General features: G+C 64.2%; 26 protein-coding genes. 14 read left to right on the top strand and 12 right to left on the bottom strand.

Translation table 11 applies throughout. From position 1 onward, the window contains the following. Window positions 1-21: 21 nt before the first annotated feature. The 7 genes from glyS to ACP153_RS11300 all read left to right on the top strand — a co-directional run bounded on the left by glyS (window position 22) and on the right by ACP153_RS11300 (window position 9,544). On the top strand, window positions 22-2,220 hold the full coding sequence (gene glyS, locus ACP153_RS11330) for a glycine--tRNA ligase subunit beta (RefSeq protein WP_424971096.1): 2,199 nt from the start codon (window positions 22-24) through the stop codon (window positions 2,218-2,220). A gap of 178 nt (window positions 2,221-2,398) precedes the next feature. Further along, window positions 2,399-4,987 carry a pyruvate, phosphate dikinase gene (ppdK, locus tag ACP153_RS11325; RefSeq protein WP_424971095.1) on the top strand — a complete coding sequence of 863 codons (2,589 nt, stop codon included), beginning with the start codon at window positions 2,399-2,401 and terminating at the stop codon, window positions 4,985-4,987. 219 nt (window positions 4,988-5,206) lie between these two features. Beyond that, window positions 5,207-5,899, top strand: a complete 693-nt coding sequence (locus ACP153_RS11320; protein ID WP_424971094.1) for a cell wall hydrolase — start codon at window positions 5,207-5,209, stop codon at window positions 5,897-5,899. Window positions 5,900-5,988: 89 nt separating this feature from the next. Next, window positions 5,989-6,843, top strand: coding sequence for a dihydroneopterin aldolase (locus tag ACP153_RS11315; protein ID WP_424971093.1), 855 nt, complete (start codon window positions 5,989-5,991; stop codon window positions 6,841-6,843). Continuing rightward, window positions 6,840-7,853, top strand: a complete 1,014-nt coding sequence (folP, locus tag ACP153_RS11310) for a dihydropteroate synthase (protein ID WP_424971092.1) — start codon at window positions 6,840-6,842, stop codon at window positions 7,851-7,853. The genes ACP153_RS11315 and folP overlap by 4 nt, the downstream gene beginning before the upstream one ends. Before the next feature lie 16 nt (window positions 7,854-7,869). Continuing rightward, the gene (gene glmM, locus ACP153_RS11305) at window positions 7,870-9,213 is read left to right on the top strand and encodes a phosphoglucosamine mutase (RefSeq protein ID WP_424971091.1); all 1,344 of its coding nucleotides are present in this window, start codon (window positions 7,870-7,872) and stop codon (window positions 9,211-9,213) included. A 175-nt stretch (window positions 9,214-9,388) separates the two neighbouring features. After that, the gene (locus ACP153_RS11300; RefSeq protein ID WP_424971090.1) at window positions 9,389-9,544 is read left to right on the top strand and encodes a hypothetical protein; all 156 of its coding nucleotides are present in this window, start codon (window positions 9,389-9,391) and stop codon (window positions 9,542-9,544) included. Window positions 9,545-9,610: 66 nt separating this feature from the next. Here ACP153_RS11300 and ACP153_RS11295 read toward each other — a convergent pair whose 3' ends face one another. Both ACP153_RS11295 and ilvC read right to left on the bottom strand, forming a co-directional pair. Further along, the gene (locus ACP153_RS11295) at window positions 9,611-10,201 is read right to left on the bottom strand and encodes a hypothetical protein (protein WP_424971089.1); all 591 of its coding nucleotides are present in this window, start codon (window positions 10,199-10,201) and stop codon (window positions 9,611-9,613) included. A 103-nt stretch (window positions 10,202-10,304) separates the two neighbouring features. Beyond that, complete coding sequence (gene ilvC, locus ACP153_RS11290) at window positions 10,305-11,327, bottom strand: ketol-acid reductoisomerase (RefSeq protein ID WP_424965783.1); 1,023 nt, start codon at window positions 11,325-11,327, stop codon at window positions 10,305-10,307. A 136-nt stretch (window positions 11,328-11,463) separates the two neighbouring features. On the opposite strand from ilvC, the gene ACP153_RS11285 reads away from it, so the two are divergent. From ACP153_RS11285 to ACP153_RS11275, 3 genes are read left to right on the top strand one after another with little or no spacing between them, the layout of a single operon-like run. Further along, window positions 11,464-11,922, top strand: a complete 459-nt coding sequence (locus tag ACP153_RS11285; RefSeq protein WP_424971088.1) for an Lrp/AsnC family transcriptional regulator — start codon at window positions 11,464-11,466, stop codon at window positions 11,920-11,922. Then, window positions 11,919-12,377 carry an Lrp/AsnC family transcriptional regulator gene (locus ACP153_RS11280; RefSeq protein ID WP_424971087.1) on the top strand — a complete coding sequence of 153 codons (459 nt, stop codon included), beginning with the start codon at window positions 11,919-11,921 and terminating at the stop codon, window positions 12,375-12,377. Before ACP153_RS11285 ends, ACP153_RS11280 begins: the two co-directional genes overlap by 4 nt. A gap of 15 nt (window positions 12,378-12,392) precedes the next feature. Continuing rightward, on the top strand, window positions 12,393-12,770 hold the full coding sequence (locus tag ACP153_RS11275; RefSeq protein ID WP_424971086.1) for a cupin: 378 nt from the start codon (window positions 12,393-12,395) through the stop codon (window positions 12,768-12,770). Here the strand turns inward: ACP153_RS11275 and ACP153_RS11270 are convergent. Next, window positions 12,767-13,327 (bottom strand): N-acetylmuramoyl-L-alanine amidase family protein, encoded by a 561-nt coding sequence (locus ACP153_RS11270; RefSeq protein ID WP_424971085.1) that lies wholly within the window; start codon window positions 13,325-13,327, stop codon window positions 12,767-12,769. The two genes, ACP153_RS11275 and ACP153_RS11270, sit on opposite strands and share 4 nt — an antisense overlap. Window positions 13,328-13,566: 239 nt before the next feature. Between ACP153_RS11270 and ACP153_RS11265 the strand changes: the two genes are divergently transcribed. Then, the gene (locus ACP153_RS11265) at window positions 13,567-14,712 is read left to right on the top strand and encodes an aminotransferase class V-fold PLP-dependent enzyme (protein WP_424971084.1); all 1,146 of its coding nucleotides are present in this window, start codon (window positions 13,567-13,569) and stop codon (window positions 14,710-14,712) included. Window positions 14,713-14,798: 86 nt separating this feature from the next. Here the strand turns inward: ACP153_RS11265 and ACP153_RS11260 are convergent, their stop codons facing one another. The 4 genes from ACP153_RS11260 to ACP153_RS11245 form a co-directional block, all read right to left on the bottom strand. Then, window positions 14,799-15,365: a hypothetical protein gene (locus tag ACP153_RS11260; RefSeq protein ID WP_424971083.1), complete on the bottom strand. Its 567-nt coding sequence runs from the start codon at window positions 15,363-15,365 to the stop codon at window positions 14,799-14,801. Window positions 15,366-15,483: 118 nt separating this feature from the next. Next, the gene (locus ACP153_RS11255; protein WP_424971082.1) at window positions 15,484-16,689 is read right to left on the bottom strand and encodes a UbiH/UbiF family hydroxylase; all 1,206 of its coding nucleotides are present in this window, start codon (window positions 16,687-16,689) and stop codon (window positions 15,484-15,486) included. A gap of 79 nt (window positions 16,690-16,768) precedes the next feature. Then, complete coding sequence (locus ACP153_RS11250) at window positions 16,769-17,014, bottom strand: hypothetical protein (RefSeq protein ID WP_424971081.1); 246 nt, start codon at window positions 17,012-17,014, stop codon at window positions 16,769-16,771. A 136-nt stretch (window positions 17,015-17,150) separates the two neighbouring features. Further along, entirely contained in the window at window positions 17,151-17,798 is a 648-nt protein-coding gene (locus ACP153_RS11245; RefSeq protein ID WP_424971080.1) for a pyrimidine 5'-nucleotidase, read from the bottom strand. A gap of 93 nt (window positions 17,799-17,891) precedes the next feature. On the opposite strand from ACP153_RS11245, the gene ACP153_RS11240 reads away from it, so the two are divergent. Continuing rightward, complete coding sequence (locus ACP153_RS11240) at window positions 17,892-18,533, top strand: GntR family transcriptional regulator (protein WP_424971079.1); 642 nt, start codon at window positions 17,892-17,894, stop codon at window positions 18,531-18,533. Here the strand turns inward: ACP153_RS11240 and ACP153_RS11235 are convergent. Both ACP153_RS11235 and carA read right to left on the bottom strand, forming a co-directional pair. Then, on the bottom strand, window positions 18,530-20,443 hold the full coding sequence (locus ACP153_RS11235) for a glycosyltransferase family 2 protein (protein WP_424971078.1): 1,914 nt from the start codon (window positions 20,441-20,443) through the stop codon (window positions 18,530-18,532). The two genes, ACP153_RS11240 and ACP153_RS11235, sit on opposite strands and share 4 nt — an antisense overlap. Window positions 20,444-20,549: 106 nt before the next feature. Next, window positions 20,550-21,719 carry a glutamine-hydrolyzing carbamoyl-phosphate synthase small subunit gene (gene carA, locus ACP153_RS11230; protein ID WP_424971077.1) on the bottom strand — a complete coding sequence of 390 codons (1,170 nt, stop codon included), beginning with the start codon at window positions 21,717-21,719 and terminating at the stop codon, window positions 20,550-20,552. A gap of 174 nt (window positions 21,720-21,893) precedes the next feature. On the opposite strand from carA, the gene ACP153_RS11225 reads away from it, so the two are divergent. Both ACP153_RS11225 and ACP153_RS11220 read left to right on the top strand, forming a co-directional pair. Further along, window positions 21,894-22,355 carry a GatB/YqeY domain-containing protein gene (locus tag ACP153_RS11225; RefSeq protein WP_424971076.1) on the top strand — a complete coding sequence of 154 codons (462 nt, stop codon included), beginning with the start codon at window positions 21,894-21,896 and terminating at the stop codon, window positions 22,353-22,355. Between the two features lie 2 nt (window positions 22,356-22,357). Further along, entirely contained in the window at window positions 22,358-22,714 is a 357-nt protein-coding gene (locus ACP153_RS11220; protein WP_424971075.1) for a TraR/DksA family transcriptional regulator, read from the top strand. Window positions 22,715-23,253: 539 nt separating this feature from the next. Here ACP153_RS11220 and ACP153_RS11215 read toward each other — a convergent pair. From ACP153_RS11215 to ctaD, 3 genes are all read right to left on the bottom strand, one after another. Beyond that, window positions 23,254-23,931: a Crp/Fnr family transcriptional regulator gene (locus ACP153_RS11215; RefSeq protein WP_424971074.1), complete on the bottom strand. Its 678-nt coding sequence runs from the start codon at window positions 23,929-23,931 to the stop codon at window positions 23,254-23,256. Between the two features lie 77 nt (window positions 23,932-24,008). Further along, the gene (locus ACP153_RS11210; RefSeq protein ID WP_424971073.1) at window positions 24,009-24,533 is read right to left on the bottom strand and encodes a DUF2244 domain-containing protein; all 525 of its coding nucleotides are present in this window, start codon (window positions 24,531-24,533) and stop codon (window positions 24,009-24,011) included. Window positions 24,534-24,539: 6 nt separating this feature from the next. Continuing rightward, a complete protein-coding gene (gene ctaD, locus ACP153_RS11205) occupies window positions 24,540-26,216 on the bottom strand; it encodes a cytochrome c oxidase subunit I (protein ID WP_424971072.1) in 1,677 nt (558 codons plus the stop codon). Window positions 26,217-26,332: the final 116 nt, after the last annotated feature.

Raw genomic sequence — 26,332 nt, 5'->3', positions numbered from 1 at the left:
GAACAGCCTTGGACGAGACCTATGCCGGACCTCCTGATCGAGCTTTTTTCCGAAGAAATCCCCGCCCGCATGCAAGCGAAGGCGGCTGAGAACCTGCGCAAGCGCGTTACGGATGGTCTGGTCGAGGCGGGTCTGACCTATGCGGGGGCGCGCGCCTTCGCGACGCCCCGGCGACTGACCCTCGTGGTGTCGGACATGCTGGCCGCCTCTGCGCCCGTGCGCGAAGAACGCAAGGGGCCCAAGGCCGACGCGCCGGACAAGGCGATCGAGGGCTTTCTGCGCTCCACCGGCCTGACCCGCGCGCAGCTCGAGACCCGCGAGACCCCCAAGGGCGAGGTGCTCTTTGCGGTGATGGAAAAGCCGGGTCGCCCGGCGGCCGAGATCATCGCCGAGGTGCTCGAAACCACGATCCGCAGCTTCCCCTGGCCGAAATCCATGCGCTGGGGCGCAGGCTCCTTGCGCTGGGTGCGCCCGCTGCACCGCATCCTCTGCATCCTGCAAGGCGAGGACGGAACCGAAGTCGTGCCCCTGGAGGTGGACGGGATCACGTCCGCCGATCTGACCGAGGGGCATCGCTTCCTCGCGCCGGGGGCCTTCAAGGTCTCCGGCTTCGACGATTATGTTGCCAAGCTGCGCCGCGCCAAGGTGATCCTCGATCCCGAAGAGCGCGCGGGTCACATCTGGGCCGATGCCACGAACCAGGCCTTTGCCTCCGGTCTCGAGGTGGTCGAGGACAAGGGTTTGCTGGCGGAGGTCGCCGGGCTGGTCGAATGGCCCGTGGTTCTGATGGGCGAAATCGGCGAAGAGTTCCTCGAGCTGCCGCCCGAGGTGCTGCAGACCTCAATGAAAGAACATCAAAAGTTTTTCTCGGTTCGCGACCCGAAATCCGGAAAAATTGTTCGATTTGTGACAGTCGCCAACAACGAGGCTGCCGATGGCGGGGCCATGATCCTGGCCGGAAACCGCAAGGTTTTGTCCGCGCGGCTCTCGGATGCGAAGTTCTTCTGGGAGAATGACCTGCGGGTGGCCAAGTCTGGCATGCAGACTTGGCGTGACGCGCTGGGCGCCGTGACGTTCCACAACAAACTCGGCAGTCAGGAGGCGCGGATCGCCCGGATTGCGGACCTGGCCGCGGAGCTCGCGCCCCAGATTGGGGCGGAGGCGGAGGCCGCGCGCCGCGCCGCCGGGATCGCCAAGGCCGATCTCAGCTCCGAAATGGTCTATGAATTCCCCGAGCTGCAGGGCCTGATGGGCCGCTACTATGCCGAAGCTGCCGGGCATCCGGCGGAGGTCGCCGCCGTCGCCGAAGAGCATTACCAGCCCCTCGGCCCCTCGGACGCGGTCCCCACCGCGCCGCTCAGCGTGGCCGTGGCGCTCGCCGACAAACTCGACACGCTGACCGGCTTCTGGGCCATCGACGAAAAACCCACCGGCTCCAAAGACCCCTTCGCCCTCCGCCGCGCCGCGCTGGGGGTGATCCGGATCTTGCTGGAGAATGGGCTAAGGTTGAAACTGTCGAAATACTTTGTGTCAGGTCTTATGCTGGATCCAGAGGCCCAGCGACTTCATCTCGATTGGATGGAAGCAGAGCAGAAACTTCACGAGACAGTACCAGATAGCGAAGAATGGACGCGCCGAAACTTGATCTCCTTAGAGATGAATAAGCGAGAGCATGAATTGCATGACCGAAAGGCATCCGATCTCGTCTCCTTCTTCCACGACCGCCTCAAGGTCTTCTTGCGCGACGAGGGTATCCGCCATGATGTGATCGACGCGTGTCTCGCCATGCCGGGCAATGACGATCTGCTGCTCGTCGTGACCCGGGCGCGGGCGCTGTCCGAGGTGCTCAAGACCGAGGATGGCGAGAACCTGCTCCAGGGCTTCAAGCGCGCCAATAACATCCTGACCCAGGCCGAGGAGGCCGACGGCGTCGAGTATTCCTATGGCGCGGATCCGAAATTTGCCGAGACCGAGGAGGAGAAAGCCCTCTTTGCCGCGCTCGACACGGCCGAAGCGGCGATAACACCGGCGCTCGAGGCCGAGGATTTCGCCGCCGCCATGGCCGCCATGGCCGGGCTGCGCGGGCCGGTGGATGCGTTTTTCGAGGCCGTGCAGGTCAATGCGGAGAACGCCATTCTGCGGCGCAACCGTCTCAACTTGCTGAGCCGGATCCGCACGACCTGCGGCGCGGTGGCCGATCTTACGCGGATCGAGGGTTAAGCAGGCCCTACCGGACCGCGCGCCGGTGCCCGACACTTGCCCGACAGATGTCCGACACCTGTCCGACGGGGCGCCGACGCCGGGTCCGACCCCGTTGGGCCGCGCTGACATGCCCACTTTCGGGTAGTTGCAAATGCAACCACGCTGTCTATCGTAGCGCTAACAGGAGGACGCTGCGGTGCAGAAGAGCGCGCCATTTACCGAGATCACCCGGACTGTTGCGCTATCGGCGGAAACGCATGGCCAGCGCGCAAAATGTGTCCAAAGGCTGATCCGTCTCGACATGCCGGTGCCCCATACGGTGGCGCTGAGCTTTGAGACCGTGCGCGCGATCGCGGCGGGCCAAGTGTTTGATATGTCTGCGCTTCTGTCGAGCTTTGGCGCGGATCCTCTGGTCTCCGTGCGGCCCAGCCCCGAGCTGCAGGAATGGGGCGGTCCGTCCACGGTGCTCGATATCGGCATGAACGATGCGATGCTGCTGAGTCTCTCGGAGGTAATCGGCTCCGAGGCAGCGCGCGCAATCTATCTGCGGTTCATCCAGTCCTTCGCCGTTGAGGTGGCCCGGCTTGATCCGGAGCTTTTTGGCCCGACAGAGCCCACCCGCGACGCCCTGACCGAGGCGCTGGCCGCCTATGAAGACGAGATGGAGGAACCCTTTCCCCAGTCTCCCGCCGACCAGCTCGCCGCGGTCCTCAAGTCCATGGCGCGCGCATGGGAGGGGACGTCGGCGCGGCTCCTGCGGCAGGCCAAAGGGGCGCCGCCCGAGGCGGGGCTGGGCCTTGTGGTGCAGCGCATGGCGCTTGGCCTCGGCGCGCCCGAAAGCGGGTCCGGCGTGATCCAGTTTGTCAGCTCGGAGACCGGGCATCCGCAGATCACCGGACGCTATCTCAGCCAGTCCCAGGGCCGCGATGCGCTCGCCCGCCGCAAGGAGGCGATGTACCTGTCGCGCGACCATCGCGGGCGCTCTCTGGAGGAGGCCTGCCCCGAGGCGTTTGCCGAGCTGCAAGCCCTCAGCGATACCCTGCGCAACGGGCTGCGCGAGGAGATGCAGATCGAGTTCACCCTCGATACCGGGCGGCTCAGCGTTCTGGATGCGGTCCGGGTGCCGCGCACGTCTCGCGCGGCGGTGCGGATTGCCGTGGCGCTGGCCGAAAGCGGGATAATCAGCAAGGAAGACGCGCTGTTGCGGATCGAGCCGCGCGCCCTGCCGGAGCTGCTGCACCGGCAAGTAGCGCTGGATGCGGCGCGGGATGTGATGGCCAAGGGCATGGCCGCGAGCCCCGGGGCGGCGACGGGACAGCTCGTCTTTTCGGCGGCGGCGGCGCAGGCCTGCGAAGCCCAGGAGATCCCCTGCATTCTGGTCCGCACGGAAACCTCGCCCGAGGATATCCGCGGAATGCACGCGGCGGCAGGGGTGCTGACCGAACGGGGTGGCATGACCAGCCATGCGGCGGTGATCGCCCGCGGCCTGGGCAAGCCGTGCGTTGTCGGGACGCGGGACATCACCCTGGATACAAAAGAGAAAAAGCTGATCGCGGCGGATGATCGGGTCTTTGCCGAGGGCGACACGGTCACGCTGGATGGGACCGCCGGGACCTGTCTTGCCGGAGCGCCGCAGCTCATGGAACCATCGCTGGACGGGTCCTTCCGGACGCTGATGGCCTGGGCCGATCAGGCGCGCGATATCGGCATCCGCGCCAATGCGGACACACCCGCGGATGCGGAGGTCGCCCGTCGTTTTGACGCCGAAGGGATCGGCCTCTGCCGCACGGAGCACATGTTCTTCGACGAAGATCGCCTGACCGTGATGCATGAGATGATCTTTGCCGACACGCCCGAGGCGCGGGGCGCGGCCCTCGAACGGCTCTTGCCGATGCAGCGCGAGGATTTTGTCCATCTCTTCGAGATCATGCGCGGCAAGCCCGTGACGATCCGGCTGTTTGATCCGCCCCTGCATGAGTTCCTGCCGACATCGCGAGACGGGATCTGGAACCTCGCCGAGGCGCTGGACCTGCCGGTCTCGACCGTGACCCAGCGGATCGATGCGCTCAGCGAGTACAACCCGATGCTGGGCATGCGAGGCGTGCGGCTCGGGATCGCCGTGCCCGAGATCTATGCCATGCAGGCCCGCGCGATTTTCGAGGCGACGGCGGATGTCAGCCTGAAGGGCGCTATCATCACGCCGGAGATCATGCTGCCGCTGGTATCGGCCCGACGCGAGGTCGAGTTGATCAAGTCCAATATCGATGCGGTGGCCGCCGCCGTGCGCACCGAGCGGGGTACGCGGTTCGGCTACCGGCTTGGCGTGATGGTCGAGACCCCGCGCGCGGCTTTGAAGGCCGGTGAAATCGCCGAGATGACCGATTTCCTCTCCTTCGGGACCAACGATCTGACCCAGATGACCTATGGGCTGAGCCGGGATGATGCGGGCCGCTTCATGGGCACCTATGTGCAGCAGGGCGTCTTCTCCGAGGACCCATTTCATACGCTTGATGCCGATGGTGTGGGCGAATTGCTTAACATCGCCGCCGGGCGGGGCCGCTCCGTAAGATCTGATTTGACCTTGTCCATTTGCGGCGAACACGGGGGCGATCCCGATTCGATCGATTTTTGCCGAAAAGCGGGCTTTAACTACGTTTCCTGCTCACCGTTTCGCGTTCCCGTCGCGCGCATGGCCGCTGCCCATTTGGCGCTGACCGAGGTTCCCGCCGAGAAAAAGCCGCGGCGATTCAACATTTTGGGCAGAGTCCTGCGCAGCGGAGGGTGATGCAAAAAAGGCAAAGAACCGCCGACGTTCTTTGTGCCGCATGACCCTGGGGTAGACGCTGCTTCTCCGATCTCTTAACAAACCGTTCGTCAGTGGGCTCATGCTGCGTGTGCGAAGGTTTTCTGCAACTGCACAATGCGCGAGACGGTCCCCTGTTAACGTTACCGTGCATTTTGGGTCTGCTCCCGGAGTGTTGCGGCGCTGCGGATGAGGTTGGGTATGAAGCGCTTTTTGGATGTGAAACAGCTCGTTGCGACGGGTCTCGTCGCCATGTGCGCAACCGTGGCATCGGCAGATGTCACTGTCTCTACCTCCAACGCGCAGACAGCGACCCTCGATCTGGAGCTGCGGGGCCTACTGGGTACCGAAGAGGGCGGTCTCTCGGCTGTGACCCCCACGCGTCTCGAAGAGCTCGCGGCGCCGGTTGAAGTCAGCCCCATGCCCGCCGAGCGGAAATACAGCCGCGAGTGGATCAACTCCCAGCCCAAGGCTGAGGGTGGTGAAGCCTGGCGCTGCCTGGCCGAAGCGCTCTATTTCGAGGCGCGGGGCGAGAGCATCAAGGGGCAGTTCGCAGTGGCTGAAGTGATCCTGAACCGGGTTGAATCGGCGCGCTATCCGAATTCGGTCTGCGGCGTGATCAATCAGGGCACCGGGCGCAAGTATCAGTGCCAGTTCACCTATACCTGCGACGGGCATCCGGAGCGGATCGGCGAGCCGCGCGCCTGGGAAAGCGTGGGCAAGGTGGCCAAGCTCAGCCTTGAGACCGGCGATCGCTCCCTGACCGATGGCGCGACCCACTACCACACGACGGCAGTGCGCCCGAGCTGGTCCAAGAAGTATATCAAGACTGCCGAGATCGGCGTGCATCGCTTCTATCGCCAGTATTACCCGAACCGGACTGCGTCGCGCTGACCGGGTGAAACGGCGCGTTCGGTCTGTCCCAAGCGGATCGGCCTGTGCTAGCCTTGGGGAGACCCCGAGCGCTTGAGGACGCCCCTTCCATGAATGACGAAACACGGCGCGCCTTTGCGCATCCCGAGATCCGCGCTGCGCATCTCGCGGAAGATGGTCGCGACCGCATCTCGCTGCGGGATTACACCCTCGATGTCGAGATTGGTGCCTTTCAGGTGGAGCGGGGCACGCGGCAGCGGGTGCGTTTCAACGTGGTGGTCGAAGTGCGCATGGCCGCCGAGACCTTGGGCGATGATGTGGACCGGGTGTTGTCCTATGACACGATCACCGAGGCCATCCACGCTTCCCTCGCCGAAGAACGTCTGAACCTGCTGGAAACCCTGGCCGAGCGCGTGGCGGACCGGATCCTCTCCGACCCCAAGGCGGCCAGAGCCTTTGTGCGGATCGAGAAGCTGGATCGCGGCCCATTTGCCCTGGGGGTGGAGATCGTGCGCACGCCGGAGGATGCAGATCGGGTCACGGATCCGGTGCCGCAACCGCGGATCGTGCTGCTCTCTGACGCGATGATCGGGGCCAAAGCGCTGGCGGAGCATCTCGACAAATTAGAGCAGGGGGATGCGCCCGTGGTGCTCTGTGTCGGGCCGACGCCGGGGCCCCGCCCGCAGGCCGATCATCCGGCGGCACAGCGGCGGATCGACCTGCTGGCCATTGAGCAAAATGCCTGGATCCTTGCCGGGCGCGATCCGCGCTGCGTGGTGGTGGACAGCCGGACGGAGATCGATTGGGCGCTCCGCCAGGGCCATATGACGGTCTGGGCCCCGGGCAAGATGTTGCTCGATGCGACGGACGGCCCCGTGCCCGAGGCGACCGATACGCGGGGCATTGCCGAGTGGCTCGCCGCGCGGCTGGACGCTCTGGACGTGGTCGCTCTCGAAACCCCATGAGCCAGCTCTACTACCGTCCGATCCCCACCCTGACCCCGAGCGCGCGCGCGCTCCGGCTTGCGGCGGGATGGGTGTGGTTTGACCGGGTCGAGGTCTTGCAGCGGGGTGGCGTGGCGCGCCAGATCCCGGCGGCGGAGCTGCCGGAGGATGTTCGCGCGCGGCTCTGCGATGCGCGGCCGGATGTCGCCGGGCTCTCCATGGCGCGGCCACAGATCATGGGCATTCTCAACACCACGCCGGACAGTTTCTCCGATGGCGGTCTGTTTGATGCACCCGCAGCCGCGCGGGCTCAGGCCGAGCAGATGGTCGCCGATGGGGCGGATGTCCTTGATATCGGCGGAGAAAGCACGCGTCCCGGCGCCCAGGAAGTGGCCATTGCCGACGAGATCGCGCGCACAGCACCGGTGATCGCGGACCTCCGGGCGCGAGGCGTGAAGCTCCCGATCTCCATCGACACGCGCAAGGCTGCGGTGGCCGAGGCGGCGATCGGGGCAGGCGCCAATCTGATCAATGATGTGGCCGCGTTCAGCTTTGATCCCGAGATGGCGGCGACGGCCCGGCGGCTCGGAGTGCCGGCTTGCCTCATGCATGCCCAGGGCGCGCCCGAGACCATGCAGGACAATCCGCAATATGAGGACGTGCTCTTTGACGTCTATGACGCGTTGGAAGGGCATGTGCAGCGGGCCGAGGCCGCGGGGATCGCGCGCGCAGACCTGCTCGTGGATCCGGGGATCGGGTTCGGCAAGACTTTGGAACATAACCTCGCGCTGCTCCGGGGGCTCAGCCTCTTTCACGGGTTGGGCTGCGGGATCCTGCTCGGGGCGTCGCGCAAGCGGTTCATCGGCACGCTGTCGGACACGCCCGAAGCGCGCGAGCGCGTGGCCGGATCCCTCGCCGTGGCACTGCACGGGGTCGCGCAAGGGGTTCAGGTCCTGCGCGTTCATGATGTAAAGGACACCCATCAGGCGCTCGCGCTGTGGCAGCCACTGGCGCGGGTAGAGACAGGTTGAACCGGCAGGGGCGGTCATGACACGAAAATATTTCGGCACCGATGGCGTGCGCGGCACAGCCAATACAGCCCCCATGACGGCGGAGTTCGCCCTGCGCCTCGGTGCGGCGGCAGGACGCTATTTCCGGCGGGATCAATCAGCCGCGCATCGGGTGGTGATCGGCAAGGACACGCGGCTCTCGGGCTACATGTTCGAGACCGCGCTGACGGCGGGCTTCACCTCCACGGGGATGAATGTGCTCCTGCTCGGGCCGACTCCGACACCTGCGGTTGCCCTTCTGACGCAGTCCATGCGGGCGGATGTGGGCGTGATGATCTCGGCCAGCCACAACCCGGCGGATGACAACGGCATCAAGTTCTTCGGCCCCGACGGGTATAAGCTCAGCGATGAGGCCGAAACCGAGATCGAGGCGATCCTCGGCGGAGAGATCGTCCCGGCCCAGGCCAAGAATATCGGACGCGCCAAGCGGATCGATGACGGGCTCGGGCGCTATATCGAACGGGCCAAGCGGACCTTTCCGGCCCATCTGCGGCTCGATGGGCTCAAGGTGGTGATCGATTGCGCCAATGGCGCGGCCTATAAGGCGGCCCCGGCGGTCCTGTGGGAGCTTGGGGCGACGGTGATCCCCGTGGGCGTGTCCCCCAATGGCCGGAATATCAATCTCGATTGCGGCTCGACCGCGCCACGCTCGGCGGCGGAGGCCGTGGTGGCCCATGGGGCGGATGTGGGGATCTGCCTGGATGGCGATGCGGATCGGGTGATGATCCTCGACGAGAATGGCGATCTGGCCGATGGCGACCAGATCATGGCGCTCTTTGCGACGCGCTGGGCGGCGCAAGGCATGCTGCGGGACAACACGCTCGTGGCCACGGTCATGTCCAATCTCGGGCTGGAGCAATATCTGGAGGCGCTGAACCTGCGCCTCATGCGGACCCCCGTGGGCGACCGCTATGTGGTCGAGGCCATGCGGCGCGGCGGCTGGAACCTCGGGGGGGAGCAATCGGGCCATATCGTCATGACCGATTACGGCACCACCGGGGATGGCCTGATGGCGGGGCTGCAATTCCTCGCCGAGATGGTGCAACAGGGGCGCTCGGCCTCGGAGCTGAAGCAAAGTTTCACGCCAGTGCCGCAGCTTTTGAAGAATGTCCGCTACGGCGCGGGGCAGGATCCGCTGGATGCAGCGCCCGTGAAAAGCGCGATCTCCCAGGCCGAGGCGGCGTTGCAGGGGCAGGGGCGTCTGCTCATCCGCAAATCCGGGACCGAGCCCTTGGTGCGGGTGATGGCCGAGTGCCGGGACGAGGTCCTGCTGGAGACGGTCGTCGGAGACGTGGTTGCGGCGGTCGAAGCCGCGGTCTGACCGCGCCCGCTTGCTCAAAAAATCGGCAAGCGCAGCGGATCTGGGCGGCCTCGCGGTGCGCCTCGGGAATCCCATTTGCGCCTCTCTGCCAAACCTGCGACATTTTGGACGGCGGACCTCGGGGGGAGGCGCTCTCGCTGACCGTCTTCGCAACTGGGTAACAGGGAGATACCGAATGTACTTTATCGGAATTGTGCTGCTATTGGCCTTGCTGGCGCTGAGCGTCCTGATGTTCCTCAAGGAAGGCACGGTGGCCATGCGGAACTCTGCGGCGGAGGCCGAGCCCGAACCGGTGCCGGTTGAGACGAAAGAGGAAGGCGGCGACAAGTAACGCGCCCCTGGATACAGAAAACCCGCCGAGATCGGCGGGTTTTTTTTCGTCCCTATGGGGGCTCGATCAGGCGGCGCGTTTCCGCAAGCGGGCGGCTCCGGCCAAGCCAGCGATCCCCGCCCCCAGGAGCAGGATCGGTGCCGGCAGCGGGACCGGCGCCGGATCGGTGTTGTTGTCCGGGTCGATAATCTGCAGCTGCTGCGTGTTCTGATCATCCACCGGGGAGGTCATGTGCAGGAAGGTCCAGTCGAACTCCGAATGCTCCACGAAGGATTCTGAAATCCCGCGGAAGGAGAAGCTCTCGCCGACGGTGGTCGGGGTCCAGCCCGGGGTGATGCAGCTGCCGTTGAAGCACAGCTCGGGCCCGTTCACGAAGCCAGACGCCGTTCCGGCGCGTGTTCCATCGGGCGTATCTTGAAAGAAGTCAGCGCCTTCCGCGAAGGCCGAGGCAACGCCCATCACGCCCACGCCAATGACGAACCAGTTGAAGCTCATGCCGGGCAGAAAGTCGCCATCGTCAATGGTGGTCCGGACCTCGAAATCATATTCGAACAGGCCGTTATCCAGGGGTGAAACGTCATAATTCAGACGCAGGGGCACTGCGTGGGATGCGGTCGCAAACGAAACCGAAAGCACAAAAACAAGCAAGCGGACCATGAGAATCTCCAGTTATGCTTAATTTGTAGCATGTTTAAGAACAAAAGAGAAAGCCCCGGCGGAACCGGGGCTTTCGCAGTGACAAAGCCGAAGCTGCGTCGAATCAGTTCTTCTCTTGGTCGACCAGTTTGCCGGCAGAGATCCAGGGCATCATGCCGCGCAGCTGCTTGCCGACTTCCTCGATCTGGTGCTCGTCGTTCAGACGACGTGTGCCTTTGAAGAAGGGCTGACCCACGGTGTTTTCCTGCATGAAGTCACGCACGAATTTGCCGGTCTGGATGTCGGTCAGAACCGCTTTCATCCGCGCCTTGGTCTCGTCATAGGGCAGAACCCGCGGGCCCGAGACATACTCGCCATACTCGGCGGTGTTCGAGATCGAGTAGTTCATGTTCGCGATGCCGCCTTCGTAGATCAGGTCCACGATCAGCTTCACCTCGTGCAGGCATTCGAAATAGGCCATCTCGGGCGCGTAGCCCGCTTCGACCAGGGTCTCGAAGCCCATGCGGATCAGCTCAACCAGACCACCGCAAAGCACGGCCTGCTCCCCGAAGAGGTCGGTTTCGCACTCTTCGCGGAAGTTGGTCTCGATGATGCCCGAGCGGCCGCCCCCAATGGCGGAGCAGTAGGACAGACCGATTTCCAGGGCGCGGCCGGTGGCGTCGGTGTCCACGGCCACGAGGCAGGGCACGCCGCCGCCTTTGGTGTATTCGCCGCGTACGGTGTGACCCGGGCCTTTCGGCGCCATCATAATCACGTCCACGCCGGGCTTCGGCTCGATCAGGCCGAAATGCACGTTCAGACCGTGGGCGAAGGCAATCGCCGCGCCTTCGCGAATGTTGTCATGGACGTATTTCTTGTAGGTCTCGGCCTGCAGCTCATCGGGCATGGTGAACATGATCACGTCACACCAGGCGGCGGCTTCGGCAATGCCCATCACCTGCAGCCCTTCGCCTTCGGCTTTCTTGGCCGAGGCCGAACCTTCGCGCAGGGCGACGACGAGGTTCTTGGCGCCGCTGTCGCGCAGGTTCAGCGCATGGGCGTGGCCCTGGGAGCCATAGCCCAGAATGGCGACCTTCTTGTCCTTGATCAGGTTCACATCGCAATCGCGATCATAGTAAACGCGCATGTCTCACGTCCTCGTTGTTATTCGTTCTCCGAGGCGCACCATACGGGCTCTGCCCCGGGATGCGAGCAGGGGGAGCATTGAAAAGCCAGGATTGATGAAATTGCTATTCGCAGATTTGGCTGATAGTGATCTGATCATGCAAATCGATGATGTGGATCGCCGCCTTTTGCGGTTTTTTCAGTCCCAGCCCGGGGCGAGCGCGGCGGAGCTGGCTGCTCTGGTGGGGCTGCCCAAGGCGACCTGCTGGCGGCGGTTGGAACGGCTCGAAGCGGCGGGGGTCATCGCCGGGGTCGAAGCGATCATCGACTGGCGCGCCCTTGGCTTCGCCGTGGAGGTCGCCCTGCGGATCACACTCGACAAGACCGAGCGCAACGCCTTTGACACCTTTCTCGCCGCGGCCCGTGAGGTGCCCGAGGTGACCGAGATCCAGACCTTTCTGGGCCGTGTCGATGTGCGGCTCAACGTGCTGGCTCGGGACATGGCCCATTACCAGGAGATCTATCGCAGCCGGATTCTGAACCTGCCTCATATCCTCGATATCCAGCAGCTCATGCTGATCTCGGATGTGAAAACCGATGAGGCGCTGCCCGTATGACCGATCTCGACCAGACCGACCGGCAGATCCTGCGCGAGTTGAGCCGCGACGCGCGCCAGACCGCCGGGGCGTTGGGCCGCAAGCTTGGGCTCAGCCAGCCTGCAACCTGGCGGCGGATCAAGCGGCTGGAGGAGGCGGGCATCCTGCGCGGACGCCGCGTGCGCCTCAATGCGGAGCCGCTGGGTTTTGGGGTGACGGTCTTTCTTGGCGTCAAGCTCGCGACCAAGGGGCGGGTCAGTGTCGAGGATTTCGAAAGGGCCGTGACCGCCATCCCCGAGGTACAGGTGGTCCAGCACGTGCTCGGCGCCTATGACTACCGCCTGCGCGTGGTGGCCCGGGACATCTCGGATTTCGAGCGGGTCCTGCGGCGCCGGATCATGACCCTGCCCGGCGCTGGTGAGGTCGAGGCAAATGTGCTCTTGTCCGAAGAACGCCGGGCTGGGCCGCTCGGCTGAGCCTCGGGGCGCGCGATGCACTACTACGACCTTTACGCGGATGACACGGGCGAGAGCCACTGGCGCGACGTGCCGGTGGCGCTGGCGGAGAAAACCTTTGCCCCGCCCGCCAAGGCGATTGAGATCTCCGAGATCGCCCCGGCCACGGGCATGCTCTTCCTGCGCTTGCGGGCCGGGTGGAACGAGCCGATCCACCCGACACCTGTGGCCCAGTCGCTCATCTGCCTGCGGGGCCGGGTGCGCGTGACCGCCAGCGATGGCGACACGCGCGAGATCGGCCCGGGCGATGTCTGGCGCATGGCCGACACCCACGGAAAAGGCCACCATACGGAAGTGATCAGCGCTGAAGATTTCGAATGCGTGATCACCCAGCATTGGGACCCCGCGGGCTAGGCGTCGAAGAACTGCTCCGCCGCGCGAACCACAGAGGTGGCATAGGCGCTTTTATTCGCCTGCGCGGTCGCGCAATCGTCCGGATTTGAGCCAAAGAACGGCTCCAGCAGGGTCGCCGGGGCGCGTCCCGCCCGCAGGGAGGTCAGGCCGCGCTGCGCCTTTCCCGAGGCTTGAAACGGGGTGACCACGCCGCCCGTGCCCTTCGGCCAGTCGCGCAAACCCAGCGCGCCGGACATGCCTTCGAAGATATGGCCCGCGAAGCGCTTGCCCTTCTTCGAGCCCGGGAAGTAGAGCACCGCCGATCCTGTCGCCGATTTGCTGTCTGCGGAGTTGAAATGCAGCTCCACCGACAGATCCGCGCCCCAGTCATCCGAGGCGCGATAGGCGCCCGAAATCCCCACATGGTCACGCAGGAACACCTTGCGCTCCACCTCGCTATCGACGGTCAGAATGCGGTCGGCCAGATCCTTGTTCCACGTGTATTCCTGAACATTCATCGGAACCGACAGCGCGCCTTCATCCGCCTCTGTATGCCCCACAATAATTGCGAGCTTCATGGCAATCTCCTCGTTTGAAATGGCAAGTTGAAAATGACTTGGAGGCCCAGTTTAGCGCAGCTTGGCGTTATCGCAAAATCAGCGCGATCAACGCCCGAGGCGCGCCGGAGTTTCCGATGGGCGGCACGGGCGCGGCCTGCGACGGAAAATCCCACAGGAAATCCGCGCCTTTGCTCTAAGTTCCGCGTGACAGGCCGGCCCCGGGAGCGCTAGCCAGATCCGATAACGTGGAGGATGAGATGACCGCTTTGCTTGAAACCGTCGATCCGGATGGCCTGCTGGAATACTCGGTGGTGTTCACCGATCGCTCGCTGAACTCGATGAGCGTCGCGTTTCAGGGTGTGATGCGCGACATCCATGGGATGCTTTGCGAGGTGTATAACGCCGATCACGTGGCCGTTGTGCCTGGGGGCGGGACCTATGGGATGGAGGCGGTCGCGCGCCAGTTTGCCACCGACGCCCATGCGCTGGTGGTCCGGAACGGCTGGTTCTCCTATCGCTGGAGCCAGATTTTCGAGGCGGGGGGCTTCACCTCCGAGACCACCGTGATCAAGGCCCGGCAGGCGGGCAATGGTGCCACCGCGCCCTTCGCCCCTGCACCGATTGAGGATGTGGTCGCCCGGATCCGCGAGACCCAGCCCGATGTGGTCTTCGCGCCCCATGTAGAAACCTCCGCCGGGGTCATTCTGCCGGATACTTACATCACTCAGCTTGCAGCGGCGGCCCATGAGGTGGGCGCGCTCATGGTTCTTGATTGCATCGCCTCGGGCTGTGCCTGGGTGGACATGAAGGCCACCGGCGTCGATGTGCTGATCTCTGCCCCGCAAAAGGGCTGGTCCGCATCCCCATGCGCGGGCCTTGTGATGATGTCCGAGCGTGCCGTGGCGCGGCTGGGCGAGACCCAGTCCAACAGCTTTGCGATCGATCTCAAGAAATGGGTGTCGATCATGGATGCCTATCTCGGAGGCGGTCATGCCTATCACGCGACCATGCCGACCGATGCCCTGCGCGCCTTCCGCGACACGATGCTGGAAACCCGGGAATATGGGTTCTCGCGCCTGAAAGAGGCGCAATGGGCGCTGGGCACGCAAGTCCGCAGCCTGCTGGCGGAGCGCGGCTTCCCGTCGGTGGCTGCCGAAGGCTATGGCGCGCCCGGGGTCGTGGTGGTCTATACGGATGACCCCGCGTTGCAGAACGGCTCGAAATTCGCGGCGCAAGGGGCTCAGATTGCCGCTGGCGTGCCTTTGCAATGCGATGAGCCGCCGGAATTCCGGACCTTCCGCATCGGCCTCTTCGGCCTCGACAAGCTCTATGATGTGGACGGTGCCGTGGCGCGGTTCCGCGAGGTGCTCGACAAAGCGACGGCGCCTTTGGCCGACGCGTAAGCCACGGTTCCCGCGTCGGGGTGTTTCTGACGGTGATAGAACTGCGCGCGCCTCATGTGAGGCGCTGCGCGGCTGTTCCCCCAGGATCAGCCCAATGGGGCCTTTTTGCGCTTGCGGCGCATCCGCGTGACGCCAAAGGCTGACAGAGCGGTGGTGAGCAACAAGGCCGAAGAGGCGGGCAAGGGGATGATCGCCACCGACCATGACCCGGGATCGGCGATGTACTCTGCGTCTCCAACCACAATGCTATCGGTGCTCGGTGTGTTGAAATAGTCGGGCGGACCGTCGAGGGTGGAGAAAGACCAGTCAGAGACGTCGCCCGCATCGTCGAAGGTGAAAGATGCATCGGTGGAGACGGTCGGAATGATCGGGATGGTGAAGGTCCACTCGAGGATGCCAAGCGCTGCCAGATCTGCCGGCGTCGTGGTTGAGGTCGTCGCGAAGTCAACGGTCCCGCCGGGAAACCCTCCGGTGATGCTCGTATCCAGGACGATATGCCCAGAGAGGGGCGCGATGGGAAAAACCTCGGCGCCTGGGAAGAGCGGAAAACCGGTGTATTCGTTGCCGCTATAGGTGAGCTTGATCACGGTCGCATGGACCGGGGCGATGGCGCCGAGCGCTGTGAATGCAAGGGCCGCGATGAGTGTCTTCATGTTGATATCCCCTTTAAATTATAGGCAGAGGATAGCACAATCTTGGTTAATTCCGTAGACTGTATGTTAACAACTATTGCAGGTCGCAGTGCGGATGGTGCGGTGTTCTGCCGGTCAGTTACCGACCTTTGGTTCCCAGCCCAGCCTGCATCAGGGATTTGCGCAGAGGGGTGAGGCCATAGAGCGCCTTGAGCCCTTGCGCCCGCGCGTCCCGCAAGGGTTGCGCCGCGGCCATGGAGGCCCGGTTCAGAATGTCGATCCCGGCGATCCGCGTGCGCACATCCGGATAGCGTTTGCGGTGGTACTCGGCCAGCATTTCGGGGCTGCCGAGTGTCTCACGATTGGCCTCCGCCAGATCCAGCAAGAGCCGCAGGTCCGCCAGCGACATGTTCAAACCCTGTGCGCCGATGGGGGGCACCACATGGGCGGCCTCGGCCATGAGCGCTGTGCGCTCTCCGGCGAAGCGTTCGGCGATCTGGCTGATGATGGGCCAGACGGACCGGCGTGAAACCAGTGTGAGCGGTCCCAGCAAACCGGTAGAGCGGGCGTTCATCTCCCCCTCAAACTCCGGCACGGGCAGGGCGGCGAGGCGCTGGACCTCGGGCCCGCGCTCCATCCAGACGATGGCCGAGCGCGGCTGCCCATCGAGATCCGGGAGTGGCACGAGGGTAAACGGGCCGCCCGAGCGGTGGATCTCGGTCGACACGCTGTCATGGGGCAGGGGATGCGTGACCGCAAAGGCCAGGGCCTTCTGCCCGTAACGCGTGGTCTTTACGTCGATCCCAAGCGCCTCGCGCACGGGCGAATTTCGCCCATCGGCGGCGATGAGCAGTTGCGCCGAAACGGAGCTGCCATCGGTCAGGCGCACCCGCGCCTCGGTCGCCCGGGTCAGGACATCCGCCGTCCCGACGCCCGCGCGGAACGCGACATTCGGCAGCTCGGTGACCCGTGCCAGCATCTCTCGCCGCAAGAGCCAGTTCTGCAGGTTCCAGCCAAAGGGCTCGTCCGAGATATCCTCGGCATCAAAGGCCTTCTGCACTCGGGCCACGGGCTCCGTGCCTCCGGCATCGATGATCTGCATGACCTGAAGTGGGGCTGCGAAGGGCGCAAGACGCTCCCACAGGCCGGCCCGGGCCAGCACATCGCGGGAGGGTTGCAAAAACGCCGTCGTGCGCAGATCCGCATCGGCCGCGTCGCCCTGGGTCACGGGCGGGGCGGGGTCCACCACGACCACGTCAAACCCGGCCGTGCCAAAGGCAGCGGCGGCGGACAAACCTGCCACGCCGCCACCGGAAATCAGAATGTCAGTGCGTGTGGGCTGCATGTCCGGACCTCCGTGGTTGAGATACACCTAGGCGTGTCTCTCCCGAGGGCCAAGCGGCAATTCGCCCCGCTGTGCGGGATCAGCCGCGGCTGATCGTGACCAGCACCGCGTACATGACCGCAACCATGGTCAGCGCGCCGATGATCAGACCCGCATAGCCGAAGATCGCCGTGGCACCGCCCCAGAGCGCGATGATGGTCAGCGCGAGGCCGATTGCCTGAAACTCTTCGTTGGAGACCGAGAAGTCAAAGCGCGAGGCTTTCTTTGCCTTTTGCGTCAGGGGCGTGGCGGTCGAAAGCGGCGCGTCGGTCGAAATCGTCGTCATGTCAGGTCTCCGAAGTGTCAGGGTGCACCGTCTATCGCAAACCATTGCTGCACATGCGAGACGGCGTCTTGCCGCAGCGCAGCAAAACATGATGTATAGATATGAGTTTTATGCCGAGATGCCAGCGCCGGGCGGCCTATTCGCTCAAATGTCGCAGGAAGCCACCCAGATCGCTCGTATGGTGGTGGATATGCTCCGCGGAGACCGGATCAGGGGCCACATGCACCGTCTGCATCCCCATGGCATGGGGCACCTCGAGATTGCGGACATCGTCTTCGAACATCGCCCCACGCTGCGGCTGCACACCATCCTTGGCGAAGATGGTTTCAAAGGCGGAGCGCTCGGGCTTGGGGCGAAAGCCCGCATGTTCCACGCCATAGACCGCGTCGAAAATTCCGCTGAGGCCCCTGTGATGCAGCACCTGCTCGGCATAGGGCGCGGAGCCGTTCGTGTAGACGATCTTGCGCCCCGCGAGCCCGCGCACCTGTGCGGCGAGATGGGGATCAGGCTCCAGCACCGAGAAATCGATATCGTGGACATCGACCAGATAAGGGGCCGGATCCACGTCATGGACATCCATCAACCCGGCCAGCGTGGTGCCAAACCGCGCCCAGTACTCCGCGCGCAGGCGGTCCGCCTCGGCCTCGGCCACATCCAGCACGCGCATGACATAGGCCGTCATCCGCGTCTCGATCTGATCAAAGAGGCGCATATGTGGCGGGTAGAGCGTGTTATCGAGGTCAAACACCCATGTGTCCACATGGGAAAAGCGATCTGCAACCATGCGGGATATCTAGGCTTTCCGGGCTGGCGCGGCAATGGTGGTCTTGATCCCCCGGGCCTCGCGCGGCTACGGTTACGCACGGAGGAGACCGCGATGATAGAGCCCAAGCCGGCCCAGAAAGACGCCTATGACATGATCCTCGAGGCGATTGATGTCGGGGTGTACCGGCCGGGGGATCGTCTGGTGGAAAGCGACCTGGCGGATCGCTTCGGGGTGTCCCGCACGCCGATCCGGGAGGCGTTGCAGCGGCTTGAGACGCAGTCGCTTCTGGCGCGGGATGGCCGGAGCCTGATTGTGGCCTCACTGGATCACAGCCAGATGGCCGAGCTCTATGTGGTGCGCTGCGAGCTGGAAGGGCTGGCGGCGCGACTGGCGGCCCGGCATGCGGCCCATGAAGAAATCAAGGTGCTGGCCGAGATGGTGGATGCAGATGCGGCGCTGCTCGGAGATGCGGCGGCCATGGCACGCGCGAACCGGCGGTTCCACAAGCAGATCCATCTGGCCTCTCATAACCGCTTTCTCGTGCAGCAGCTCGACCTCGTCTACCGCTCCATGGCGCTGATGGCGACCACGTCGCTGGCCGCCAAGGGGCGCGGAGAGGAGGCGCTCGAAGAGCATCGCGCGATCATCGGCGCGATTGCGGATCGGGATGAGGATGCGGCCTATGCGGCGCTCAAGGCTCATATCTCGATCGCCTTCGAGACCCGCCTCAAGAGCGACGCGGAAAGCCTCTAGTCGAGATCCACGGTCTCGACGCCCACGGCGACGCCGTGATCGGTCTTGTCCCAGTAGAACGGATCATGGAGCAGCTCGATCAACGCCTTGAGCGCGGCAACGGTCGACATCAGGAAATAGATATGCAGGAGAGGCACCATGGGCATCAGCTTGCGGTGCCGGGGCGCGCGCACGCCAATGGCCCAGATCAGCAGGTTGATCGCTTCGATCCCGAGCATCGTCGGCCCCAGAACCCAAGGCGCTGGGATCGCCATGCTGTGCAGGACCGGCAGCGGCACACCGAGGGACACGGCCCAGATCGTAAACAGAATGGGCAAGGTCAGCGCCCCGAGGATGGAGCCGAGAAACAGGCACTGCATGGAGGCAAAACCCGCCGGGCCCAGATCGCGCCAGAGCTGCACGGGCGTGCGCATATGGACCACATAGGTCGCCATGTATCCCTTGATCCAGCGGGAGCGCTGCTTGATCCAGGGCCAGACCCGGACATTGGCCTCCTCCTGAGTGACCGTATCGATCAGCTGCACGCGGTAGCCGAAGCGGTAGAACCGCATGCCGAGATCCGCGTCCTCGGTCACGTTATGGGCGTCCCAGGGGCCCGTGCGCTCCAGCGCATCCCGGCGCAGGAAGAGGGTCGTCCCGCCCAAGGGGATCGGTAGCCCTAACCGGTCCAGCCCCTGCAGCATCAACCCGAACCATCCGGCATATTCCGCCGTGAAACAGCGGGCCATGAGGTTGTAGCGCGTGTTGAAGAAGTCGAGCCGCCCTTGCAGGCAGGCCACGTCGGGATCCGCATGGCGGAAGCCCTCGGCGACCTTCAGGAGCTGGTCCGGATCCGGCCGATCCTCGGCGTCATAGATCCCGATGACCTCCCCCTTGCAGAAGGGCAGGGCGAAGTTGAGCGCGCGCGGCTTGGTTTGCACGGTGCCTGCGGGGACTTCGAGCATGCGGAAGCTCTGCGGCAGATGGAGCTGCGACAGAGCGTTCTTGGTCACGTCATCATCGGCTTCCACCACGAAGATCACTTCGAGCAAGGCCCTCGGGTAGCGCAGCCGGTCCAGATTGTTCAGCAGCTTCGCCGCCACCTCGGATTCCCGCAAAAGCGGCACCAGCATGGTCATCCGGGGCAGGGGTTTGCCCGTCCCCTTTGGGGCGCCATCCGCCGGTGGTGGCGGGCGCGCCAAGAGACAGGCGAGGGTCAGGATCAGCTTGAAGGCCATGGTGACGGCCAATGTGCCCAGAGTGACCCAGACAAGCGTCGTGGCCAGAAGCCCCGGCACCAGCATCAGGAGCGCCGCCCCCAGGGCCATGGTCAGCAGCCAGAGCGCCGCTTGCGGTGGTTTCAGGCCACGGCAGCTCCATTTTCGGGGAACGGCGCTTTCCGCCGCCGCGATCAGACGGGGAGCATGGGCGCTGCGGATGGCCTCGATCACCTCCTCCATCGGCGCGACGGCGAGGATCGGGCGACCGGCTGAGGCCGGGAGGCTGTCCTTGAGGGTCTCAAACTCTTCGGGCGCGGCGCAGATAAAGACCGTGGCCCCCGAGAGCCGCCGCCACGGCAGGACGCCATGGGTGATGCACCATTGCAGACCGTAATCGTCGATCAGGGCCGGGTCCGCGGGGGTGCGCTCCGGCACGATCCGCGAGGCTTTCATGAGGGTGCACCGGCCCCAGATCAGCGCGTCCTGGCTGAGCCAGCCTTCGGCCACGAGCACCTCAAGGGGTGTTGCCCCGTGAAGCCGCGCCATATGGCTGGCCTGCACCCGCTCCCCGGACGAGATATGTCCGTGGCTCACCAGCAGGTCGAGCAGAAGATCCCGATGCGCACGCGGTTTGGCCGCGCGCCGGGGGCGCGCAGGCGAATTGGAAATCGGCCCCGGCTCGAAAGCGGGTTGGAGAGGCACGACGGACATAACACTCACTCAGCCGAACAACGGCCCGGCTAAAGTGAGAGTTCAGGGTTAAAAAACCGTAAAAAACAGGGCGCAAGGGCTGGCCCATCTGGCCAGCCGGGCAGGCTCAGTCCGCGGCGACCGCCTGATTTGCCTCGATCGCGGCCACGAAACGCTCGAACAGGTAGTAGCTGTCCTGCGGGCCGGGGCTCGCTTCTGGGTGGTACTGCACCGAAAAGACCGGGCGGTCGGTCATGCGGATCCCGCAATTGGAGCCGTCAAAGAGCGAGCGATGGGTCTCGACCACGCCTTGGGGCAGGCTCTGGCTGTCCACGGTGAAGCCGTGGTTCATGGAGGTGATCTCTACCTTGCCGGTTTCGAGATCCTTCACCGGGTGGTTCGCCCCATGATGGCCGTGGTTCATCTTGACTGTCTGGGCCCCGAGGGCAAGCGCCAGCATCTGGTGGCCGAGGCAGATGCCGAAGACCGGCACGTCGCTTTGTTCCAGCACGCCCTGGATCATCGGCACCGCGTAGGCCCCTGTGGCGGCCGGGTCGCCCGGACCGTTGGACAGGAACACGCCCGCGGGGTTTTGGGCCAGAACCTCCTCCGCGGTGGTGCTGGCTGGCATCACCATCACGTCACAGCCCGCCGAAGCGAGGCAGCGCAGGATGTTGCGCTTGGCGCCATAATCAATCGCCACGACCTTGTGGCCGGGTGTCTCGCGCCGGGAATAGCCTTCGGGCCAGGCCCAGCGTTTCTCATCCCAGAGATAGGATTGCGCGCAGGTCACTTCCTTGGCCAGATCCACCCCTTCGAGCCCGGCAAAGCCCCGGGCCTGTGCCACCAACGCCTCGAGGTCAAACTTGCCCTCGGGGTCATGGGCCAGCGCCACATGGGGTGCGCCTTGCTGGCGGATCTGGCGGGTCAGGCGCCGTGTGTCGATGCCCCCAATCCCGATCCGTCCAGTGCGCGCGAGCCAGTCGGTCAGCTCGCCCTGAGCGCGCCAGTTCGACGGCTCCGTCGGATCCCATTTCACCACCATCCCTGCGGCCACCGGATCGGCGGTCTCGTCATCCTCGGCGGTCACGCCGGTATTGCCGATATGGGGGAAGGTGAAGGTCACGACCTGCCCTGCATAGGAGGGATCGGTCATGATTTCCTGATAGCCGGTCATGGCCGTGTTGAAGCACAGCTCCGCCGAGGTCGTGCCGGTCGCCCCGAACCCGCGCCCGTAAAAGACAGTCCCATCTGCGAGAACAAGGCAGGCGGTCGGCGTGTCGGAGGGGGCGGACATGGGTGACTCCTTGAAGGCGGCAAAATTTGGCGGACCCTAAGGGCGGCGCGGGGCCGGGTCAAGCAACCATAGGGCCTGCCGCGACCCCACGACACCGTGCAACCCAAGGTGGTTGTCATGGGCGGAGGCGGCCCCTAGATTATCGGCTCGAACCGTCACACGGGAACAGGTGATATGGATCTGCGAGACAAGATTTCTGCCGAGCTGAAAACGGCGATGAAAAACAAGGAAGCGGCACGGCTGTCGACCTTGCGCCTCATCAGCGCAGCGATCAAGGACAAGGACATTGCCCTGCGAGGTCAAGGCAAATCCGGCGGCGTGGCCGAAGCGGATATCCTTGCGATCCTTGGTAAAATGGTGAAACAGCGTCAAGAGACCGCACGGACCTATGAAGAGGCCGGACGTCTCGAGCTGGCCGAGCAGGAACTGGGCGAGATCGAGGTGATCGAGGCCTTCCTGCCGACGCCGCTGGACGATGCCGAGATCGATACCGCGATCCAGACCACGATCACCGAGCTCAAGGCCGAGTCGATCCGGGATATGGGGCGCGTCATCGGGGCGCTGAAATCGCGTTATACCGGCCAGATGGATTTTGGCCGCGTCGGTCCCATGGTGAAGGAACGCTTGAGCGCCTGACGATGACCACGACCGACGAGCCCGACCTGCCTGCCTTGGACGCGAAGTATCGCCCGCTTCTGGAGGCGGAACTGCGCGAGCTTGATCAAGCCTCCGAGCATAGCTCGTCGGATCGCAAACCGGTCACTCTGGATCAGCAAAGCGTGGGGCGTCTGTCGCGGATGGACGCCTTGCAGGGTCAGGCCATGGCGGCTGCGCTGGAAGTGCGGCGGCGGGGGCGGCGTGCGCGCATCGTGGCCGCGCTCCATCGGTTGGAGACGGGCGAGTTCGGCTATTGCATCGATTGCGGGGCGTTCACCGGTACGGACCGGTTGGATGCGGATCCGACCTGCGCCCGCTGCAGGGACTGCAAAAGCTAACGGGCGCCTGGGCTTTTGGCCCGGGCACCCGCCGCACTGTCACTCATCACTTGCACAGGGTTGCGATACGCACGCAGTCACATAGTCGGGCTGCATCGAGATCACGCGCAAGGGTGGACGCGTGATCTCGCAGCAGGTCACTAAAAAACTCTCTCCAAGGGTCTCCAGACGTGGCACTGGACCGAAGTCCAAATGCCACGCTGGAGTACTCAAGCACCGTTCACACTGAGACCGACCGGGCGGACCCCCCTGCTTGCGCAGTACACGTGGCCCTAAACCAAAACCGAAAACCGGCCGCTCTCTACGTCGCTCCGACCCCGAAGGACCGGAGGTGCAGCTTGGCCATCACTCCGCACTGCACTGGTCGGCCCGAAATTACGGACCTTTTCTCGTACCGGCGGGCGTTTCAGGAAAACCGAAGGTCTATTTCCATCAAATCTGCCGCTCAGCACATGACCGACATTAGGGATTCGGGGGCGTTGGGTATGTGAACTCCCTCACATTCGCCGAAAAAACAGAAAAAAATCGACCGACCCGGATCAGATCTGGTTGGGCTCGGCCAAGGCGCGCATGGCGCCCCGCTCCAGGATCCGCAGAGCGCCGCGATTGGCCTCGATCACGCGGGCGCGCTTCCATTCACCCAAGGTTTTAGAGACGGCTTCGCGCGTCGCCCCAACGAATTCGGCGAGCTGGGCCTGCGACAGGAAGAGTTCGCCATCGGGATTGGCCTCGGTGAGGTAGAGCAGTTTGCGCGCCAGCCGGGTGGAGAGGGGCAGAAAGGCCTGATCCTCGATCTGCGCGCTCATGCTGCGCATCCGCCGTCCGGCCAGATGGATTAGGTCCACGGCGAGCTCTGGTGATTTGCGAATCGCGTTCATCAGATCCGCGTTCTTGAGCCGCCGCAGCCGGGTCCGCCCCACGGCAATCGCGGTGGCCGTACGCACGCCTGGGTCGAACAGCGCGATCTCGCCCAGAAGCGCGCCGGGCCGCATGATGTCGAGCACCAGCTTGCGCCCATCCGGCGAGAGCACGGAGATTTCCACGATCCCTTCGACCACAGCAAAGAGCGCGTCCCCAGGGTCGCCCTGTTCGAACAGGGTTTCGTCATCCTCCAGAGAGCGATCCTGGGCGATGGATTCGAGGAGTTGGCGCAGCTCTGGCGAGATGTCAGCGAGAAACCCGGAGTCGGGCAGGGGGGGGATCAGGGGGGCTTGCATAGATCAACAATAGGGATTGGGTCAGAGATGAGGAAGCCCTGCCGCGCTCGCTTCGGCTGACAACCGCCTGATCGGGCTCAGTCCGGGCGGCGCAGTTGGTTGAGGCGATCCTGCAGATCCGCGTGCAGATCCAGCCGTTCTTCGGGCGACAGAAACGCGCCGAGCTCGACCTCCCGGTCGCTGCCACGCAGGGTCAGGTAGTTCTCGACAGGTCCCTGTTTCGGGTGGAGGCGCAGCTCGACCCAATAGGGGTTCGCCTCCCAATGCTGGTTGTCGCGGCGGGGATTGTGGCGCGTCAGGACGATCCGGTCCTCGGCGAGCACCAGCACCTCATGCAGGCTCAGATCCCGCTGGTTGCGGCGGATGCCGTACCACACACCGCCCAGCACCAGCAGCATGAAAGGTAATAGCCCCCAGAGCACCGCCGTCCCCAGCACCGCGAAGAGCGGCAGGGAGAGCGCTGTGGCCGTGATCCCGATGAACCAGACAAAGCCCTTGGCGGTCAGGGAGCGGTGCGGCCAGAGATGCAGCTCTGCCACGGGAAAACAGGCCCCGGATTGCTCCGGAGCCTGCTCTGTTCGTGTAATCCACTCAAGCGGCATTGCGGCTTAGTGCGACGCTTGCTTGTCCCACATGTCCCGGGTCGGGAGCTGCTCGAACGTGTGCTCGGGCGGCGGGTTGGGCAGCGTCCATTCCAGCGTGTCCGCGTGCTCGTTCCAGTAGTTCTCTTCCTCGACGCGCTTGCCCTTGGTGATCGTGTAGAACACGACGCCGATGAAGAAGAGGAAGGAGGCGAAGGACAGGAAGGCGCCCCAGCTCGACACGTAGTTCCAGAGCGCGAAGGCATCCGGGTAGTCGATATAGCGGCGCGGCATGCCCTGACGGCCCAGGAAGTGCTGCGGGAAGAAGGTCAGGTTGGCACCCACGAAGAAGGTCCAGAAGTGCAGCTTGCCGGCCCATTCCGGGTACTGGCGGCCGGACATCTTGCCGATCCAGAAGTAGATCCCGGCGAAGATCCCGAATACAGCCCCCAGCGACATCACGTAGTGGAAGTGTGCCACCACATAGTAGGTGTCGTGATAGGCGCGGTCGACGCCCGCCTGGGACAGAACGATGCCCGTCACACCGCCCACGGTGAAGAGGAAGAGGAACCCGATGGCAAAGAGCATCGGCGTCTCGAAGGTGATCGAGCCCTTCCACATGGTGGCGATCCAGCTGAAGATCTTCACCCCTGTCGGCACGGCGATGACCATGGTCGCGAGCATGAAGTAGCTCTGCTGGGTCAGGGACATGCCCACCGTGTACATGTGGTGCGCCCAGACGACGAAGCCGAGGCCGCCAATGGCGATCATGGCCCAGACCATCGGCATGTAGCCAAAGATCGGCTTGCGCGAGAAGGTCCCGATCACGTGGGAGATGATGCCGAAGGCCGGCAGGATCACGATATACACTTCCGGGTGCCCGAAGAACCACAGAATGTGCTGATAGAGGATCGGGTCACCGCCACCGGACGGATCGAAGAAGGTCGTCCCGAAGTTCCGGTCGGTCAGCAACATGGTGATCGCACCCGCCAGAACCGGCAGAGCCAGAAGGATCAGCCAGGCGGTGACGAAGATCGACCAGGCAAAGAGCGGCACCTTGAACAGGGTCATGCCCGGGGCACGCATGTTCAGGAAGGTCGTGATGATGTTGATCGCCCCGAGGATCGATGAGGCGCCCGAGACGTGGACCGCAAAGATCGCGAGGTCCATGGAGAACCCGTCTTCATTGGTCGACAGCGGCGGATAGAGCACCCAGCCCACACCGGACCCGGTCTGGCCATTGCCGCCCGGTGCCAGCACCGAGGCCACGGCGAGCGAGGTGCCCGCCACATAGAGCCAGAAGGACAGGTTGTTCAGACGCGGGAAGGCCATGTCCGGTGCGCCGATGTGCAAGGGCATGAAATAGTTGCCAAAACCACCGAAGAGCGCCGGAATGACCACGAAGAACATCATCAGGATGCCGTGGCCGGTGATCAGCACGTTCCAGAGGTGACCGTTTGGGGTACAGACATCGCCTGCGCCCGCTGCGATCAGCCGCGCGCCCTCTGCACACATGAATTGCACGCCGGGGCTCATCAGCTCCATGCGCATGTAAACGGTGAAGGCGACCGAGATGAACCCGGCAAGACCGGCTACCAGGATATAGAGAATCCCGATATCCTTGTGGTTGGTCGACATGAACCACCGGGTGAAGAACCCGCGGGTGTCTTCGTGACCGTGGCCATGGACGGCTGCATCTGCCATGCTGCGCTCCTGTTTGTCGTTCGTCGCGGGGGAGGCCGGCCGAAAGGTCGTTCAGACGGATCTGTCCCGATGTTTCCTGATCGTGTTCTATCCGCCGCTCCCGAGTGCGGCAATGC

This window comes from Dinoroseobacter sp. S76, from assembly GCF_049801095.1.
In the GTDB taxonomy this organism is placed as follows: domain Bacteria; phylum Pseudomonadota; class Alphaproteobacteria; order Rhodobacterales; family Rhodobacteraceae; genus Dinoroseobacter.
This window is presented reverse-complemented; position numbering and strand designations above follow the sequence as displayed.